The following is a 16872-nucleotide window of genomic DNA, read 5'->3' as shown; positions in this document are numbered from 1 at the left end:
TTGTTAACACGCTATCAGAATCTGGCAAGATTTTTTTCGCACCTGGACATCGAGCGGCTCAGCGCGAGCAGGAGCAGAGACCATCACATGCGCTGCCGGACCGGCCAAGCAACCCGGATATTTTATTCTATTCAATACAATGCCAGATGGACTTCATTGGCGGCGCACACCTGAATCCTGTGGTCAGGTCTTTCGTTGTCGCCACGCGACCGAAGGTTGTCCCGCGCCCAAAAATCGAAATTAACTTTCATGTCGGCGCACGCAGGAATCGCAGACGGGACCTTTCGCCGAGGAATACCCACTGTCCTTTACACGACACTGGTACAATTATTACGATTGCCATGCCAAATCAATCTCCCTAGGGACGAATGGGTCAGGGGTACTTATTTACCATCGAGCTCAGGGCTTCGGTGGCGGGCCAGCTCTCGACAAGGAACTTTTTCCGCACTGTTCAATCCCGCTGACCCGCGACTTCGGCGCGGTCGAGCCGACAGCCGTCTTGCGGCTCTTCTTCGAAGCCCTTCGGGAACATGCTTCTGCCCGTGGTCAGCACGACGGCTGCCGACATGAATAGCCCCGTGTATCCTGGACGCTTTCTTCGCTAATTTTGAGGCAAGAAGGCCTGGGTCGAAAGCGGCGAGATCTATGGGCTCGGCAAGCGTCACGAGGATCTTCTCGAGCAGGGCGAAAGCGTCTGCCTGAACCCCGCTGCCCGCCTGATCAGGCCGGCCGGGATCACGGCACATATCGTCTACAATCGCCTCCACCGAAGTATGGTGGCAAACCCTCGTCCTGGTCGACAACACCTTGGATCGGCAGTTTGACTTGGAGGCTCCAGGCAAGGTCCGGGACGAGGCCTTGTTCGCCCTCCTTTAGGATGAACGCCCTCCACGCTTCCGTGAACTTCGATGCTTTCATGCGTTTCCGCTCCTCTCCCAGCAAGAAAAGATTAGCCGAAAACTCCAGCTTCAAACGGGCCAGTTTTCAGGGGGCAGAGCAGTGATCGACAACTGAAATCTGAAGACCCGGAAGTCCGTCTACGTCACCATCAGCGATCAGCTCCATGAGGAGCTGTCGCGCCGCCACGATCAGCCGAAGCCCTTCCAGTCCAGGAATAAGGCGCTGAAGAACCTTCGGGCTGCAATCAAAGCCTCCTGCACCTCCACCGCAAGTGTTCGGGCGGAGAAGGGCAAGGCCACGATCCGCTCCTGCCGCGACACCTACGCAACGCGGATGCTGAATAAGGGGATGCGGCTGGAAGAGGTTCGCACCTCCTCGGACATACGTCCGTCACCCAAACCCAGAAGTATGCGAAGTTCGCAAAGCGTGAGGTGGTGGAGCGGGCGAGGGAGATGCTGAATGGGCATCTGAAATTCCGCCTAGCCGAGAATTTGGCCCACGTATGTACCCACTAAACAAAATACCCACCGCAAGGAAGGAGCAAGGCACTGACAGAAAAGGGAAAAATGGTGCCCCCACACGGACTCGAACCGCGGACCTACTGATTACAAATCAGTTGCTCTACCAGCTGAGCTATAGGGGCACCGTGGGCAGAGGCATATGCCAGCTCTGCCCCCGAGTGCAAGAGCGATTCAACGATTTGCCCGCGCCAGAAGCGCCACCGCGGCCAGGCCCACACCGATCACCAGAACCGCCGCCGGAGCGGCGCCTCCGAGGTTCTCGAGCGAGGCCTGGTCGTGCACCCGGGTCGCCAGCGTCTCGTAGTTGAACGGGCGCAAGAGCAGCGTCGCCGGCAGCTCCTTGACGCAGTCGACAAAGACCAGCAGCAGAGCCGAGGCGACCGAGCCGCGCATCAGCGGGTAGTAGACCTCGCGCAGGGTCTGGCCCTGGGTGCGCCCCAGCGAGCGCGCGGCGCGCGCGAGGTTGGGCGAGATCCGCCCCATCGCCGCATCCGCCGCGCCCTGCGCAATGGCAAAGAAGCGCACGAAGTAGGAGAGCACCAGCGCGAAGGCCGAGCCGGTCAGCACCAGCCCCATGTCGATGCCCGTCGCCGCCTCGACCGTGTCGGCGAGCACATGGTCGACCGCGGCCAGCGGGATCAGGATGCCGACGCCCAGCACCGCCCCGGGCGCTGCGTAGCCGATGGTCGAGACCGGCAAGAGCAGCCGCGGCAGCTGTCTCCCCGACAGGCGCACGCCATAGACGAGGAAGACCCCGCCAATCACCGTCAGCACCGCCGCGATGCCGCCGACGCTCAGCGTATGCACCCCCGCTCGCCAGAGCTTCGGGTCGGTCCAGGCCCCGGCATTGTCGATGGCGTGGCCGAGGATCACCCAGGCCGGCAGCACGAAGCCCATGCCGAAGGGGATGGCGCAGGCCAGCGTCGCGCCCCAGCCGGTGGCGCCGCGCAGCGCGGCGCGCGCCACCGGCCGGTGCCGCGAGGAGAGGTTGAAAAAGCGCATGCGGCGGCGCGATCCCTTTTCGAGCAGCACCAGCACGATCACCAGCGCCAGCACCGTGCCGGCGATCTGCGCCGCGCCGCCGGCGTTGTTGCTCTGCAGCCAGACGCTGAAGATTCCGGTGGTCAGCGTCTGCACCGAGAAATAGTCCACCGTGCCGAAATCGTTCACCGCCTCCATCATGGCGATCGCCACGCCGGCGGCGATGGCGGGCCGCGCCAGCGGCAGGCCAACGCGCCAGAAGCGGGCAAAGGCACCCTGCCCCAGCGAGCGCGCCACCTCGTCGGCGCTGCCCGGCTGCTCGCGGAAGGCGTTGCGCGCCAGCAGGTAGACATAAGGGTAAAGCGCCGCCGAGAGCACGATGATCGCGGCGCCCATGGAACGGATCTCGGGGAACCAGTAGTCGCGCGAGGTCTGCCAGCCGAAGAGCTCGCGCAACCCAGTCTGCACCGGCCCGGCGTATTCGAGGAAGTCGACCAGTGCGTAGGCCCCGACGTAGGCCGGGATCGCCAGCGGCAGCAGCAAGAGCCACTCCAGCCAGCGCCGCCCCGGGAAGTCGTAGCGTGCCACCAGCCAGGCCGCCCCGGAGCCCGCCGCCCCGGCGAGCAGCCCGACCCCGGCCATCAGCTTGAGCGTATTGCCGAAGTAGCGCGGCAGGGTCGTCGAGATCAGATGCGGCCAGATGTTCTCGGAGGGAAACAGCGCGATCCACAGCACCGCGAGGATCGGCGCAATCACCACGGCGGCGATCAGCGCGGCGCCCAGCGACCAGGGGTTCGGCAACAAACGCGCCAGGGAGAGGCGCGCGCGGCGCGGCGCGCTGTTGTCGGCAAGGCTCATGGCGGCTCCTTCGTGTGCCCCGCCGGGCGGAGCGCGGTTTTCCTCGGCTGCGATAGGCTTATACTGCCTGCCGTTGGTAACCGAAAGTACAGGCTATGCAGGTCATTCTCCATATCGGCGCGCAATGCACGGACGAGGACCGCCTGCTCAAGGGGCTGCTGCGCAACGCCGGCGAATTCCACCGCGAGGGGATCGCCATCCCCGGCCCGTCCCGCTACCGGATGCTGCTTTCCGAAGCGATCGGCACGCTCGGCGCGAACGATCCTGCGCCCGAGGCGCGCGAGGTGCTTCTCGACGCCATTCTCAGCGAGGACGAGGATCAGGTTAACCGGCTCATTCTCAGCCATGAGACACTGTTTTCAGTCCCGAAGCTCGCACTCGAAGGGGGCGTGCTCTACCGCAAGGCCGAACGGCGGCTTCAGGCTTTGGCGCGGCTCTTCGAAGGGGACGATCTGCAGATCTTCCTCGGGCTGCGCGATTTCGCCACCTGGCTGCCCGCCATGCTGCGCGCCACGCCGCACCTCGATCTTGCGAGCTTCCTGTCAGGCGCCGACCCGATGCAGCTGCGCTGGTCCGATCTTGTGCTGCGGTTGCGCCGCGCCCTGCCCGAGGTGCCGATCACGCTCTGGTGCAACGAGGACACGCCGCTGCTCTGGGGGCAGATCCTGCGCGAGGCGGCGGGGATCGACCTGGAGCGCAAGATCATCGGCAGCTTCGATGTTTTCTCCGAGATCGTCAGCCCCGAGGCCATGCAGCGCTTCCGCGGCTTCCTGCGCGAGAACCCGCAGGTCAGCGAGGCGCAGAAGCGCCGGGTGATGATGGCCTTCATGGAGAAATACGCCCTGCCTGGCGCGATGGAGGAAGAGCTCGACATGCCGGACTGGGATGGTGCCTATGTCGACATGCTTACCGGGCTCTACGACGAGGACGTCTGGCAGATGCAGCAAATCGATGGGGTGCGGGTGCTGACGCCCTGACGCAGCGCGGGCGGCGGCCTGTCCGGGGGCGCTGCCCCCGGCGCCTACGGCGCCTCCCCCGGGATATTTTTCCCATGTGGAATTAGGGTTTCCGGGAGCACGGGAGGTCCTGAGACGGGCCTCTTCGGGGTAGTGGCCGGGGCGTCGCGCCCCGGCGCAGGTCCAATCGGACCGGTCAGTCCATGCCGAGCGCGGCCTTGTACATCTCGAGCACCGCCTCTTCCTCGGCGATGTCGTCCTTGTCACGCTTGCGCAGCGCGATGACCTTGCGCATCACCTTGGTGTCGTAGCCGCGGCCCTTTGCCTCGGCCATGACCTCTTTCTGCTGGTCGGCGATTTCCTTCTTCTCCATCTCGAGCCGCTCGAACCGCTCGATGAACTGCTTCAGCTCGCCCGCGGCGACGCCATAGGCGCCGGAATCATTGTCCTGCATCACATCATCTCCTGCCAGATTTCCTGCCGGTATCGCCGGTTTGACTACCCCCCGGCGCGGCCTCCATCAAGAGCCGATGCGCCGCGACGGGCGGTTGCCGCCGAGGGTTGCGAGCCGGGCGGCGATGCAGTACCCGCCCCGAAAGCGCCGACGGGCGGCGCCAACGGAGGGAAGTGCGGCATGGAATGGCTGATCTGGCTGGGCGCGGCGGTGTCGCTGGCGGGGCTCCTGGGGCTTTTCGGGTGCATCATCAAGGTCTGGCGCGCGAAACGGGCGGGACTCGATGACGAAGGCCTGCGCGAGGTGATGCGCAAGATCGTGCCGCTCAACATGGCGACACTGCTCTTGTCGGTCTTCGGGCTGGCCATGGTGATGGTCGGCATCCTGCTCGGCTGAGCCGGAAACCGGCAGGCGGCTCAGGCGCCGCCGGGCCAGCTGGCGGCGCGGGTTGTCACGAGGTCGTCCCACAGCGGATGCGGCTGCCAGAAGGCCCGGTCCGGGTGGGTGACACGCGCCAGCGCCTCGCGCAGGCCGCGCGCGCCCATGCGCAACGCCGCATGCATCGGCCCGCCGCGCCAGCGCGGCAGTTCCAGAACCTGCAAGGCGACCAGATCAAGGTCCGAGGCGCGGCGCAGCATGCCCGTGCCCAGCATGCGCGCGCCCTCGTTGGCCATCGCCCCGACCAGAAGGCCCCGCAGCTCGGCCGCCGGCAGCGCCGGGGCGGCCGGGCGGCGCGCCGCGAGCAGCGCCTCGACCTCGGAAGAGGCCACCGGCAGGCCACTATCCGGCCAGTCGTAGAAGCCCCGTCCCGCCTCGCGCCCGCTCCGCCCGGCGCGCACCAGCTCGGTGGCCCAATTCGCCGCCCCTTCGGCCCGAGCCTGCGCCCCGAGCCGCGCCAGCCCCATCTGGTCCCGGCGCAGGAAGGGCCCGCGGCGCCACCCCCAGTCGCGACAGGCCGCATCGATGTCGAACGGGCTCTGTCCCATGTCGACCAGCGCATCGGCGGCGCGGCAGCAAGCGTCGAAGATACGGCCGCCGAGGCTTTCTCCGCCGGAGCGCACGCGCAGCGCGAGGCAGCCCATCTGCGCGGCCAGCGCCTCGGCGTCGGCCAGCTGGCCGTCGCGCGCCCGCGGCCCCACGACCACCTCGACCAGCCGTGCCGTTACCGGCGAGGGCGCGAACCGCAGCCCGACCTCGGCGACCCGGCCGGGATAGACCGGCAGACGGCTGACGCCGGGCGGTGCCGCGACCTCGGACTGCCCCGGCCCGGCGACGAGGATCAACTCCGCCGCGCGCGCCATCTCGGCGGCCGGGCCGACGCGCAGGCGCGACAGGCGCTCCTCGGCCTCTTCGGCGGAAAGCACGCCGACGCGCCGGCTCTCGTCCAGCCGGTCGCGCAGGGAGATCACCCCGGCGTGCAGCGCCTCGGGCGCGCCGCAGCCCCAGTCGACCTCGGCGGCAATCGGCAGGAGCGCCAGCAGCATCGGCACCGCCAGCGGGCCGTCGCCCAGCACGCAGATGCGCCGCGGCGCGGCCCCGGCCGGCGTCATCTCGGCGGCGGCGATCCGCTCGGCGGCGGCCATGGCACGCAGCGCCGTGCCGGCCTCGGACTCGCGGCAACTCTCATAGGCGTCCGCCTCGAAATCGAGCCCGCCCGCAAAGGGCAGCAACTGCGCCGCCTCGACGGCAGCGACGATCTCGCGGCGCGCGGGATTGGCGCTGGCCGTCACCTCGGCGCGGTGGCCGGCAACCGCCTGCTGGTAGCCGATCGGGTCGGCAAAGCCCTCGCGGCGCTGCGCCGCCGGACGCGGCCCCAGCCCCTCGGCCCGCAACTCGGCGCAGAACGCCCGCGCTTCCTCGTCGAGCGGCCCCTCGGCCAGCCGGTCCAGCAAACCCGCAGGCGCGGTCTCATCAAGGCGAATCGCCTCGCCCGAGAGCATCATCTCGAGCGCGGGCCCGGCGCCGAGCAACCGCGGCAGGCGCTGCGTTGCCCCGGCGGCGGGAGGAAGCCCAAGCGCCACATTGGGAAGCCCGAAGAGCGTGCCGCGGGCCGCCAGCCGGTAGTGCGCGGCCAGCGCCAGTTCTGCCCCGATGCCAAGCGCGCGCCCGTGCAGCGCGGCGATCACCGGCTTGCGACACAGCTCGATCCGGCGACACAGCTCGGCGGGGCCCGGATCGCCATGCGCGGCGTCGAGCTCTGCCGGGTCATCGCCACCGGAGAATCCAGCCTTGCCGCCGGTCAGGATGATGCAGGCGATCTCGGGATCCGCCTCGACACGGGTGAGCGCCGCGAGCAGCCCGGAGCGCATTGCCGGCGTGAGCCGGTTGTCCGCTTCTCCCGTCATGACCAGCCAGGCGATCCCCTCGCCGATCCGCACGTCCACCGCGCCTGTCGTCTGCGCCATTCGCCGCCCTTCCGGTTGCCTGCGGGCGCCGCTTCCGCGCCCCGAGGCCTGTCATCGTCCCCATGCCTGTCCGGCATCACTGCGAGCTAGAGGGTTCCGAAAGGCGCGGCAAGACGAGAATCTGCCGCGCCGCCCGTTCGGGCCGCGCGGCATTCGGACCCGAAGGCCCGGCAGGCAAAGCGCTGCCGATCAGATCGGCATGTTGTCGAAGCGGGCTTCCAGCTCGGCATCGACCTCGCTGCGCAAACGGTCGCGCACATGCGCCGGAAGCGCGATGCCGCGCACCCGGGCCTCGACCGCCAGCCGCTCCAGCTCTGCCACGAGGGCGGCGTGTTCCGCGCCCTGCGCATCGCACAGGGCGCGCTCGACGGTATCGATACGTCGTTTCAGCCTGTCGTCCATGCTTGGTCTCCTCCATATCGGTGCAGCGGGTCGGACTCTTCCGCCCTGCCGTCTGTGGCACGGGCCCAGAGGCCTTACCGTGCCGTTTCGGACTGCCTTAACTTGAGCCGCACGGCACAGAACCGCGGCGCGCGACCACCCCCGGCGAGTCGGGACCCTGCCCCGGCTCGATAGAGGTGCATTACTGCTTTCACGTGGTCGTCCCCGTCAGCGCGATGGAAGGCCCCGCTTTCCGGTTCCGGTCTTGAGGAACCCTCAGCGGGAATCGTGCACCAACACACCGATGATGGCCATGATATGGGTCAATCGCAACGAATCCTTGAACACACATTCAGCTTTGCCTATATGACTGCCAAACGGAGGATCATTCCATGATGACACCTGAAGTCACCGCCTTCTTCGACGAGGCCACCAACACGATCTCCTATGTCGTCCGCGATCCCGAGGGCAGCGCCTGCGCAATCGTCGACAGCGTGCTCGATTTCGACTACGCCTCGGGCCGCACCGACACCCGCTCGGCCGATGCCATCATCTCCTTCGTCAAGGAGAAGGGCTACAAGGTCGACTGGCTGCTCGAGAGCCATGTGCACGCTGACCACCTGTCGGCCGCGCCCTACATCCAGCGCGAGCTGGGCGGCAAGATCGGCATCGGCGAACGCATCACCGTGGTGCAGGACACCTTCGGCAAGGTGTTCAACGAGGGCACCGAGTTCCAGCGCGACGGCTCGCAGTTCGACAAGCTCTTCCAGGAGGGCGACAGCTTCCACATCGGCCAGTTGCGCGGCGACGTGCTGCATACGCCGGGTCACACCCCGGCCTGCCTGACCTATGTGATCGGTGATGCCGCCTTCGTCGGCGACACGCTGTTCATGCCCGACTTCGGCACCGCCCGCTGCGACTTCCCCGGCGGCTCCTCGGAAACGCTCTACGCCTCGATCCAAAAGATCCTGGCGCTGCCGGACGAGACCCGCATCTTCGTCGGCCACGATTACAAGGCCCCGGGCCGCGACGATTACGCCTGGGAGACCACCGTGGGCGAGCAGAAGGCGCTCAACATCCATATCGGCAGCGGCAAATCCGCCGAGGAATTCGTCGCGATGCGCGATGCGCGCGACGCGACCCTTGCCATGCCGAAGCTGATCATCCCGTCGCTGCAGGTCAACATGCGCGCCGGCCAGATGCCGCCCGCCGATGAAAAGGGCGACGTCTTCCTGAAGGTGCCGGTCAACAAGCTCTGACCGCATAAGGCCACCACTCACGACCTCTGGCGCGCTCCGCTTCCGGGCGGGGCGCGCTCCTCTCACCACGAACAGCGGGCGCATTTGGGGGCGGCCGCTCGGCAAAGGAATCGCGCATATGCCAATTGACTGGATTTGGGGCCTGATCGGCGGCTTGCTGATTGGCACCGGGGGCGCCGTCTATCTGCTCGTAAACGGGCGGATCATGGGCGCCTCGGGGATCATCGGCGCGCTGGTCGACGGATCGGCGGGCGACTCGAAGTGGGAACGTATCGCCTTCCTCGCCGGGGTCATCCTGCTGCCGGTCCTGCTGTTGCCGCTCTACGGCGGCGCGGTCGACACCCACATCACCGACAACATCCCCGTGCTGGTTGCCGCCGGCCTGCTGGTCGGCATCGGCACGCGGCTGGCCAACGGCTGCACCTCGGGCCACGGCGTCTGCGGCATGTCGCGCCTGTCGCTGCGCGGCTTCGTCGCCACCTGCTGCTACATCCTCGCTGGCGGTGTCGGCGTGGTGATCTTCCGCCACCTGTTGGGAGTGATCTGACATGGGCAATTCCTCTCCGGCCCGCCTCTTCTTCGCCCTTGTCGCCGGCGGTTTCTTCGGCGCGGGCCTCTTCATCTCCGGCATGACCGACACTGCCAAGGTGCAGGGCTGGCTCGACGTCTTCGGGGCCTGGGACCCGACGCTCGCCTTCGTCATGGGCGGCGCGATGATCCCCATGGCGCTGGCCTGGCTCTTTGCCCGCGGCAAGACCCGTGCCGCGCTCGGTACCCCGCTGCCGCCGCAGCCCGGCACGCAGATCGACCGCAAGCTGGTGATCGGCTCGGTGCTCTTCGGCATCGGCTGGGGCCTCGCCGGGCTCTGCCCGGGACCGTCCATCGCCTCGCTCAGCTACGGCGGCGCCGGGCTCTACGTCTTCGTCGCGGCAATGCTCACCGGCATGTTCGTGGCCCCTGCCCTGCGCAGGAGACTCGACAAGCCGGTACCGGCGGAATAACCCGTCTGCCATGGATATGAACCGCATCACCCCCCGCTACACCGTCTCGCCGCAGATCGCGGTGGAGGATGTCCCCGCCCTGGCAGAAGCCGGCTTCAAGCTGGTGATTTGCAACCGGCCCGACGGCGAAGTGCCGCCCGAGCTGCAGGCCGAGACCATCGGCGCCGCGGTGCGCGCCGCGGGCATGGAGTTCGCGGTTCTGCCGGTGACCCACGACGGGCTGACGCTCGATCTGGTGGCCGAGCAGGCGGCGCTGATCGAGACCGCTCCCGGTCCGGTCTTTGCCTACTGCCGCTCGGGCACGCGCTGCGCGACGGTCTGGGCGATGGGCCAGGCGGGCAAGATGCCGACCGACGACATCCTTCTGGCGACCGCCAAGGCAGGCTACTCGCTCGACGGCATGCGCCCGACGCTGAACGCCATCGCCGAGCGCGGCTGAGCGCCGGACAGGACTGATCCGAAAGGGCCGCCCACTAGGGCGGCCTTTTTGCGTCGCCCTGCGAACGGCGGAAAACGGCGCGCGCTGCGCCGGCATCTTGCCCGAAGCCGGCCCGCGCGCCATCCTGCCTCATGACCAAGTACCTGATCTCCTTTCCCAGCGAAGCCATGGTGGTCACCGAGGAAGATTTCCCGCAGGTCGCCGACGCCGCCCATGCGGTGATCGAAGAAGCCAAGGCGGCGGGCGTCTACGTATTCGGCGGCGGCATCGACGAGGCGGTCGAGCCGGTGCTGGTCACCGCCGACGGAGAGATCGAGGCCGAGATCTATCGCGGCAGCCACCTGACCGGCGGCTTCACCGTGCTGGAACTGCCGAACCGCGCGGCGGCGGTGCACTGGGCACAGAAGATCGCCATCGCCTGCCGCTGCCCGCAGGAACTGCGAGAGTTCATGTACGACCCGGCAAGCTGACCCGGCCGATGCCGGAGCAGTCATACTGTAGAGCTTCGCTCGCAAACCCCCTCGCAAACCCCGATGTAGACAGGAAAAAATCCGCCGCTCCGCGCGCCGGGGCTTCGCAGGACCCGCCAGCTCTGGCACAATCATCGCCAACGAGCGGCAGGGCGGAGACATAAGCGGGTGCCCGAATGACCAGGATCATGCTTCAGCGCAGCGCCGAGCTGCCCGACGCCCTGCGCGTCGCACGCTCGCTCAGCGCACCGCACCTCGGGCCGCGCCTGCTGTTCTTCAGCGGCGGCAGCGCGCTCAACAAGATCTCGCGCGCGCTGAAGAGCTACACCTACAATTCCGCCCACCTGATCACCCCCTTCGACAGCGGCGGCAGCAGCCAGGTGCTGCGCGAGGCCTTCGACATGCCCGCGGTGGGCGATCTGCGCAGCCGCCTCATGGCGCTCGCCGACGAAAGCGATCTCGGCCAGCCCGACATCTACGCGCTGTTCAGCCACCGCCTGCCGAAGGACGGCGAGCCGACCGCCCTGCGTACCGAGGTCGAAGAATTGGTTGCCGGAAAGCATCCGCTGATCAGGGCGGTCTCGACCCCCATGGGCCAGCTGATTTGCGATTTCCTGCGCGAATTCCTCGTGGCCGCGCCGATGGATTTCGATTTCCGGGGGGCCAGCATCGGCAACCTGATCCTCGCCGGTGGCTACCTCGCCCACGGGCGGCTGCTGGAACCGGTGCTCTTCCTGATGTCCAAGATGGTGGATGTGCGCGGCACGGTGCGCGGCGTTGTGGATTGCAACCTGCAACTGGGTGTCGAGCTGACCGACGGGCGGCGGATCCATGGCCAGCGGCAGATCAGCGGCAAGGAGGCGCCGCCGATCGACACGCCCATCGCCCGGCTCTTCCTCAGCGAGCACGGCAAGGAGATCGACCCCGGTTCGGTGCCCCTGCCAAAACGCAATCGCAAGCTGATCCGACGGGCCGACCTGATCTGCTACCCGCCAGGGAGCCTCTTCTCCTCGGTGGTCGCCAACCTGCTGCCCGCCGGGGTCGGCCGCACCATTGCCCGTTGCGAGGTGCCCAAGGTCTACCTGCCCAGCCTCGGCACCGACCCCGAGGCTCTTGGGCTGACGCTGGCCGACCGGGTCGCTGCGATCCTCGCGCCGCTGCGTGCCGATGCCGGGATGGAGGTGCCCGCGACGCGGCTGATGACCCATGTGCTCTGCGACAGCTCGGAGGATCCGGCCGCCTGCGCCGAAGTCACCGAGCGCCACGGCATTCCCTGCCACCGGCTACCGCTGGTCAGCGATGAGCCCGAACGCTACGATCGGCGGCTCGCCTGCGCGGCGCTGGTGTCGTTGGTCTGAGCGCCACCGGCCTTCGCCGTCTCAGCGGTAGCGCTTCTCGGTCACCTCGAAAGCCCCCAGTTCGAGATCGCGGCGGAACATCGCGTGGTCCTCGCGGAGCCGCAGCACCGCTTCCTCCGCGAAACACAGGATATCGTCGAAGAACAGCTCCGCCGGCTCCATCGCCTGCAGGATCGCCGGCTCGATATCGTAGTCGAGCTGCCCCAGATCGTCGGAGCGCGCATGCGCCTGCGCCAGCGCCCGTCCGCAGGCAAAGGCGTAGCGCTTCCACTCCTTCTTGGAGAAATCATCAAGGTCGGCATCGTTGCGGAACGGCGCGCGTTCACGCGACATGAAGCTCTCGCCTTCGATCTCGACGTTGCCGTAGAAGACATCCCCCTGCGCCAGATGCACCGACTGGCCGTGGGCGATGCGGTCGCCCTGATCTCCTGCGTCGAAGTCATGCGCCGGCACCAGCCCCTCGAGCGCCGAGCGCCGCGCCTTCTTGAACTCGATGATGATGTCGTCCGTTGCGTTTTCCGACGGGCCCTCGAGCAGCACGTAGTAGCGCGGCAATCCCAGCGAAGCCGTACCCTGCCCGTGGCGCATCGCCACGTCCTTGACCTTCAGCGGCCCGTGGCGGCCACCCGCCTTGATGCCGTTCTGCCCGGCCAGCGCCTTTACCAGCTTCTGGAACTCCTCGACCCGGCTGCTCACCGGGGTGAGCTCGTCATTGGCCCGAAAGCCCCGCCCGGTCTCTTCGAGATAGCGGCCCTTCAGCCAATCCTCGCGTGATCGGCGCACCTTCTTGAACAGCGGGCGGATAATCTTCGGACAATTGTCCTCGCGCATCTCGACGTTGAGCTCGGTGTTGTGCTCCGCGAAGAACGCCATCCCGTCGCGGTAGCCATGCAGGAACTTTCGGGCGATCTTGCGCTGTTTCTTGCGGCCATAGCCGCCCTCTTCCTCCGCCGCGATCATGAAGCCCACCGCGCCGCGCTTCAGGTCCCAGACGAAGGGGCCATAGATCACGTCGTCGAAGTCGTTCACCCCGAAGATCGGCACGTTGTCGGCATTGGGCATGACGCCGAAATTGCCCGGGTGCACGTCGCCGAGGCAAAGCACCGTGGGCATGCGTGCGTCCTCCCCTGCCATGTCCCGGTGAAACAGCAGCGAGGTGCCACGGAAGAACGAGAAGAACGAGTCCGACAGAACGCTGAACTTCTCCTCGGCCCCTGCCGCCTTCTGGTCGATGCGCACCTGATGGTCTTCGATGATGGTGCTTCGCACGTGCAGGCGCCGCGCCTGCCCCGTCAGATCTCGAGGTCGAAACACCAGCGCCTCATCGTCGGCACGACGGGCGAGCCGGGCATACTCCTCGGTGCGCCGGCGCATCTCGCCGACAGGTTCCGCCGCGCCCGAGCCGGGCTCTGCGCCCTCTTGAGCGGTCTCGGGCTCTGCGGTTTTCCGGGGGCGGCTCTTCGGGCTCGTGCTCATCTGGCTCTCCGTTCTGCGTGGCTGCCCCTTCAACATGGGGGCAGCGGCACGGGTTCCACAGGCACGCGCAAAGCAGAGTTCCGCCGGAATAAGATGATTGTGGAATGTATGATATTTATCCGGGCATTTCCGGTAACCTACTCGCGTTATCCAGTCTGAATTTCTTTCGAATCGAACATTTTACGCAGTTGCCCGTTGTCGCAGCGCCGCCCTTCCGGGCACCGCTCGAGATCCATTCTGTGCGCGCCAAGACGGAACTGCTTCGAGGGTGGATCACCTTGACGGCTGCCTGTTCTGAACGCCCCAGCGCCACGCCAGCCGGGAAGACCGCCGCGTCCTCCCCCGTCTTCCTGCGCCTCTCCACACCTTCCGCCCCGACAGGGCTCCCGCGCCGCCATCCCGGCACCGCATCACGACCGCCCCCGGGGCATGCCCCAGCGCAGCCCGCGCGGCGACTTCACCCAAGGAGACGACATCATGAGACAGCTCCATATCCTCATCGCAGCGGCATTGCTCGCACCACCTGCCCTCGCGCAGGAAGCGACCGAAGACGCCGTGGCCACGGGCGGCAACGCGCTGGTCGGGCTGATCGTCACGCTGATCATCGGCGCCATCGTCGGCTGGCTTGCGAGCGTCATCATGAAGGGCGGCGGCTCGGGCCTCGTCATGGACATCATCCTCGGGATCGGCGGCGCGCTGGTCGCGGGCTGGCTCTTCCCGCTGATCGGCGTGTCCTTCGGGGCCGGGCTGATCCCGTCGATCATCGCCGCGGTGATCGGTGCCATCATCCTCATTCTCGTCGTCCGCCTGCTGCGCGGCGCGGCGCGCTGAAGCCGTTGCCTTGCGGCGGGCAAACTTTCCCGCCGGAGGGCGCGGAACCGCACGGGGTGGCACCCGGGGAAACACCGCGACAGGACCACCCGCGGCGGATTTCCCGGTGCCACTTTCAGTGCAGCCCCGCTTGCAGCGCCCGGCACCGCCAGTTCCCCACAGGCGTCCACCGCCGACATTTGCCCGTCGGCCGAGACGGGCTTGCCCTGGCGGTGTGCCATCGCACGGCCACGGAAGCGGCAGACATCGCTCAAATCGGCGCGCACGCCACCACGCGCGGCAAGGTGGAGAAGCCCCGCGTCAGCGCGGAGCGCAGCCACCGGGAGGGCGCGGCCGCTGCCAGCGGCACCACCGCCAGACGCATCGACGGGCCGCAAGTGACCGGGGACTGATGCGACATTTACCGGGCACTGGCGCTGCGAAGGAGGCGCGACGATGCGGGCGGGCCTGAGCGTCCTGCTCTGGGGGCTGATCCTGGCCTATATGGCCGCGCTCGGCCTTTTCGTGCTTGGCCAGTTCGGCCTCTTCGGCACGCCGAGGGATCCGCTCGCGGGAGTGTTTCTCGTGCCGCTCGGCCTGCCGTGGAACCGGATGATCGATGCCTTCCCCGAGGCGGCATGGCCCTGGCTCGCGGCCCTGGCCCCGCTCCTCAATATTCTGCTCGTGGCGCTGTTGCGTCGCGGGGTCTCTTCCGCAAACACAGAAAACCACCGCTGATCCATGCTTTGCCCCCCTCTCCGCACGACCGCCTCGCTGCCCCGCCCCGATGCCGCCGCCCGCGTGTGCCCATGCTGACCCGCCGTGCCCTGCTGCGCGCTGGAGGCGCCACGCTGGCGCTCGGCTCCGCGCTCCGGGCGCAGGAATTGCCGCTGGAGATCGACCGCATGGTCCCTGGCGAGTTCACCTGGCACCCCGAGCGGGCACCGCGCGGGCCGGTGGCGGTGATCGTCTCGCTGCCCGAGCAGCGCGTGCATGTCTACCGCAACGGCGTGCGCATCGCCGTCTCGACCTGCACCAGCGGCATGGAAGGCCACGAGACCCCCACCGGCGTCTTCACCATCCTGCAAAAGGACGTCGATCACCATTCCTCGCTCTACAACAACGCCCCCATGCCCAACATGCAGCGGCTGACCTGGGACGGAATCGCGCTGCACGCGGGCAACCTGCCGGGCTATCCCGCCTCGCATGGCTGCGTGCGCCTGCCCACCGCCTTTTCGGAACTGCTCTTCGAGGTCACCCACCTCGGCACGCCGGTGATCGTCTCGGGCCACAGCAGCGATCCCTGGGAGCTGATCCACCCCGGCTTCGTGCTGGCGCGGCTGAGCGAGGCGGAACTGGACGGCGCGGTGCGCGAGCTGGAGGTGCGCCGCCGTCCTTCCGACTGGCCCGACGAATGGGACGAGGCCGATCCCTTCCCGATCACCACCGCGCTGGTGACCTCGCCCGATCGCCGCATCACCCTGCTGCGCGACGGGCGCGAGGTGCTGACCGAGAGCTTCCTGCTCGACGATGACCGCCCGCTCGGCGAGCATGTGCTGGTTCTGAGCGCCGCCGAGCAGGGCCGCCTGCGCTGGCTGGGCGTCACCCACCAGCCTGACCCGCAGCGCCCGCTGCAGCCGGAGACCAGTATCCTCGACCGGCTGATCCTGACCTCCGTCACCCGTGAGCGGCTGCTCGGCTTCGCCCACCCCGGGCTGACGCTGGTGATCTCCGACATCGCCGCCACCCCCGACCGCCGCTCGGAGCAGGGGTTTGTCATCATGCAAAGCGGCTTGCTGCGCTCTGCCGAACCCGAGGAGGCGCCCCGGCCATGATCCTCACGCTGCGCCCGGCCAGCCCCCTGCGCGCCCTGTTCACTGCCCTTGCACTGGCGTTGACACAGACACTGGCTGCCCCGCTGCAGGCGCAGCCCGTCGCGCAGCTGCCGCAGAGCGAATTCGTCTATGTCACCAGCGAAGGCAGCCTGCGGATGCGCGGCGCACCCTCGACCGGGGCCCCGGTGGTCACCGAGCTCGACCCCGGCGCGCTGCTGCGCAACCTCGGCTGTGTCGAGGACCCGCAGCCCTGGTGCCAGATCCAGAGCCTCGACGGCGCGCGCGCGGGATGGGTGGCGGCAGGCTATCTTGCCCCCTATGCCGGGGCCGATCCGGCGGCGCTGCGCAGCCCCGCCGTTCCCGCCAGCGAAACGCAAGAGCTCGAGCTGCGCGGCGGTCTGGTCTACGGCACGCTGGCGCCCGGCGGCATCCATGACCTGATCACCACAGCCCCGGCGGATGAGGCGGTGACGCTGAGCCTCGCGGCCCCCGGCAACATCGGCATCGCCGCCTTCGTGCGCCCCGCCACCCTGCTCGCCCGTGGTGACGCCGGTGCCCCGCTCACGCTCATCCTGCCCGAGGGCGGTGAGCTGCTGATCCGCCTCGCCGACCGCAGCGGCGCAGGTGGCGACTGGCAGCTCATGATCTCGCTCGAGTGACGTTTGCGACGCGCAAACCCTCTACCGAGGGTTGACGCAACTGCATCGCTCGGAAAGGATCACTCCTGATGCGCCCTGCGCCGCAAGTCGTTTTTCTGCCGATGATTTT

Annotated in this window: 17 protein-coding genes, 1 tRNA gene and 1 pseudogene; 13 read left to right on the top strand and 6 right to left on the bottom strand. The window is 67.8% G+C overall.

Annotation, left to right across the window (positions count from 1 at the left end):
• Window positions 1-614: 614 nt before the first annotated feature.
• Window positions 615-846, top strand: a pseudogene (locus BM397_RS25470) (IS3 family transposase); the annotation flags it as partial.
• 621 nt (window positions 847-1467) lie between these two features.
• On the opposite strand, the gene BM397_RS25465 reads toward BM397_RS25470, so the two are convergent.
• Window positions 1468-1543, bottom strand: a tRNA-Thr gene (locus tag BM397_RS25465).
• 49 nt (window positions 1544-1592) lie between these two features.
• Window positions 1593-3260, bottom strand: a complete 1668-nt coding sequence (locus tag BM397_RS25460) for an ABC transporter permease (protein ID WP_092429974.1) — start codon at window positions 3258-3260, stop codon at window positions 1593-1595.
• Between the two features lie 95 nt (window positions 3261-3355).
• On the opposite strand from BM397_RS25460, the gene BM397_RS25455 reads away from it, so the two are divergent.
• Window positions 3356-4237, top strand: coding sequence for a hypothetical protein (locus BM397_RS25455; RefSeq protein WP_092429972.1), 882 nt, complete (start codon window positions 3356-3358; stop codon window positions 4235-4237).
• A gap of 175 nt (window positions 4238-4412) precedes the next feature.
• Here BM397_RS25455 and BM397_RS25450 read toward each other — a convergent pair whose 3' ends face one another.
• Window positions 4413-4670: a DUF2312 domain-containing protein gene (locus BM397_RS25450; RefSeq protein ID WP_092429970.1), complete on the bottom strand. Its 258-nt coding sequence runs from the start codon at window positions 4668-4670 to the stop codon at window positions 4413-4415.
• A 180-nt stretch (window positions 4671-4850) separates the two neighbouring features.
• Here BM397_RS25450 and BM397_RS25445 point away from each other — a divergent pair, with 180 nt between their 5' ends.
• Window positions 4851-5066, top strand: a complete 216-nt coding sequence (locus BM397_RS25445; protein WP_092429967.1) for a hypothetical protein — start codon at window positions 4851-4853, stop codon at window positions 5064-5066.
• Between the two features lie 20 nt (window positions 5067-5086).
• On the opposite strand, the gene BM397_RS25440 is transcribed toward BM397_RS25445, so the two are convergent.
• Together BM397_RS25440 and BM397_RS25435 are read right to left on the bottom strand one after the other, a co-directional pair.
• A complete protein-coding gene (locus BM397_RS25440; RefSeq protein ID WP_092429965.1) occupies window positions 5087-7075 on the bottom strand; it encodes an enoyl-CoA hydratase/isomerase family protein in 1989 nt (662 codons plus the stop codon).
• A gap of 189 nt (window positions 7076-7264) precedes the next feature.
• Window positions 7265-7477 carry a hypothetical protein gene (locus BM397_RS25435; RefSeq protein ID WP_092429963.1) on the bottom strand — a complete coding sequence of 71 codons (213 nt, stop codon included), beginning with the start codon at window positions 7475-7477 and terminating at the stop codon, window positions 7265-7267.
• A 374-nt stretch (window positions 7478-7851) separates the two neighbouring features.
• On the opposite strand from BM397_RS25435, the gene BM397_RS25430 reads away from it, so the two are divergent.
• The 6 genes from BM397_RS25430 (at window position 7852) to BM397_RS25405 (ending at window position 11983) form a co-directional block, all read left to right on the top strand.
• A complete protein-coding gene (locus tag BM397_RS25430; RefSeq protein WP_092429985.1) occupies window positions 7852-8715 on the top strand; it encodes an MBL fold metallo-hydrolase in 864 nt (287 codons plus the stop codon).
• Between the two features lie 118 nt (window positions 8716-8833).
• Window positions 8834-9262: a YeeE/YedE family protein gene (locus BM397_RS25425; protein WP_092429961.1), complete on the top strand. Its 429-nt coding sequence runs from the start codon at window positions 8834-8836 to the stop codon at window positions 9260-9262.
• 1 nt (window position 9263) lies between these two features.
• Entirely contained in the window at window positions 9264-9716 is a 453-nt protein-coding gene (locus BM397_RS25420; protein WP_092429959.1) for a DUF6691 family protein, read from the top strand.
• A gap of 10 nt (window positions 9717-9726) precedes the next feature.
• A complete protein-coding gene (locus BM397_RS25415) occupies window positions 9727-10155 on the top strand; it encodes a protein tyrosine phosphatase family protein (RefSeq protein WP_092429957.1) in 429 nt (142 codons plus the stop codon).
• A 131-nt stretch (window positions 10156-10286) separates the two neighbouring features.
• Window positions 10287-10625 (top strand): YciI family protein, encoded by a 339-nt coding sequence (locus tag BM397_RS25410; RefSeq protein WP_092429955.1) that lies wholly within the window; start codon window positions 10287-10289, stop codon window positions 10623-10625.
• Window positions 10626-10801: 176 nt separating this feature from the next.
• Window positions 10802-11983 (top strand): GAK system CofD-like protein, encoded by a 1182-nt coding sequence (locus BM397_RS25405; RefSeq protein ID WP_092429953.1) that lies wholly within the window; start codon window positions 10802-10804, stop codon window positions 11981-11983.
• 21 nt (window positions 11984-12004) lie between these two features.
• Here the strand turns inward: BM397_RS25405 and BM397_RS25400 are convergent, their stop codons facing one another.
• Entirely contained in the window at window positions 12005-13459 is a 1455-nt protein-coding gene (locus BM397_RS25400) for a DUF2252 domain-containing protein (protein WP_245696218.1), read from the bottom strand.
• Window positions 13460-13936: 477 nt separating this feature from the next.
• On the opposite strand from BM397_RS25400, the gene BM397_RS25395 reads away from it, so the two are divergent.
• The 4 genes from BM397_RS25395 (at window position 13937) to BM397_RS25375 (ending at window position 16763) form a co-directional block, all read left to right on the top strand.
• Window positions 13937-14290 carry a GlsB/YeaQ/YmgE family stress response membrane protein gene (locus BM397_RS25395; RefSeq protein ID WP_092429949.1) on the top strand — a complete coding sequence of 118 codons (354 nt, stop codon included), beginning with the start codon at window positions 13937-13939 and terminating at the stop codon, window positions 14288-14290.
• A 435-nt stretch (window positions 14291-14725) separates the two neighbouring features.
• A complete protein-coding gene (locus BM397_RS25385; protein ID WP_092429945.1) occupies window positions 14726-15007 on the top strand; it encodes a hypothetical protein in 282 nt (93 codons plus the stop codon).
• Window positions 15008-15078: 71 nt separating this feature from the next.
• Window positions 15079-16104 carry a L,D-transpeptidase gene (locus BM397_RS25380; RefSeq protein ID WP_092429943.1) on the top strand — a complete coding sequence of 342 codons (1026 nt, stop codon included), beginning with the start codon at window positions 15079-15081 and terminating at the stop codon, window positions 16102-16104.
• Complete coding sequence (locus BM397_RS25375; RefSeq protein WP_092429941.1) at window positions 16101-16763, top strand: SH3 domain-containing protein; 663 nt, start codon at window positions 16101-16103, stop codon at window positions 16761-16763. Before BM397_RS25380 ends, BM397_RS25375 begins: the two co-directional genes overlap by 4 nt.
• Window positions 16764-16872 lie beyond the last annotated feature (109 nt).

Source organism: Alloyangia pacifica, assembly GCF_900116195.1.
GTDB lineage: Bacteria > Pseudomonadota > Alphaproteobacteria > Rhodobacterales > Rhodobacteraceae > Salipiger > Salipiger pacificus.
This window is presented reverse-complemented; position numbering and strand designations above follow the sequence as displayed.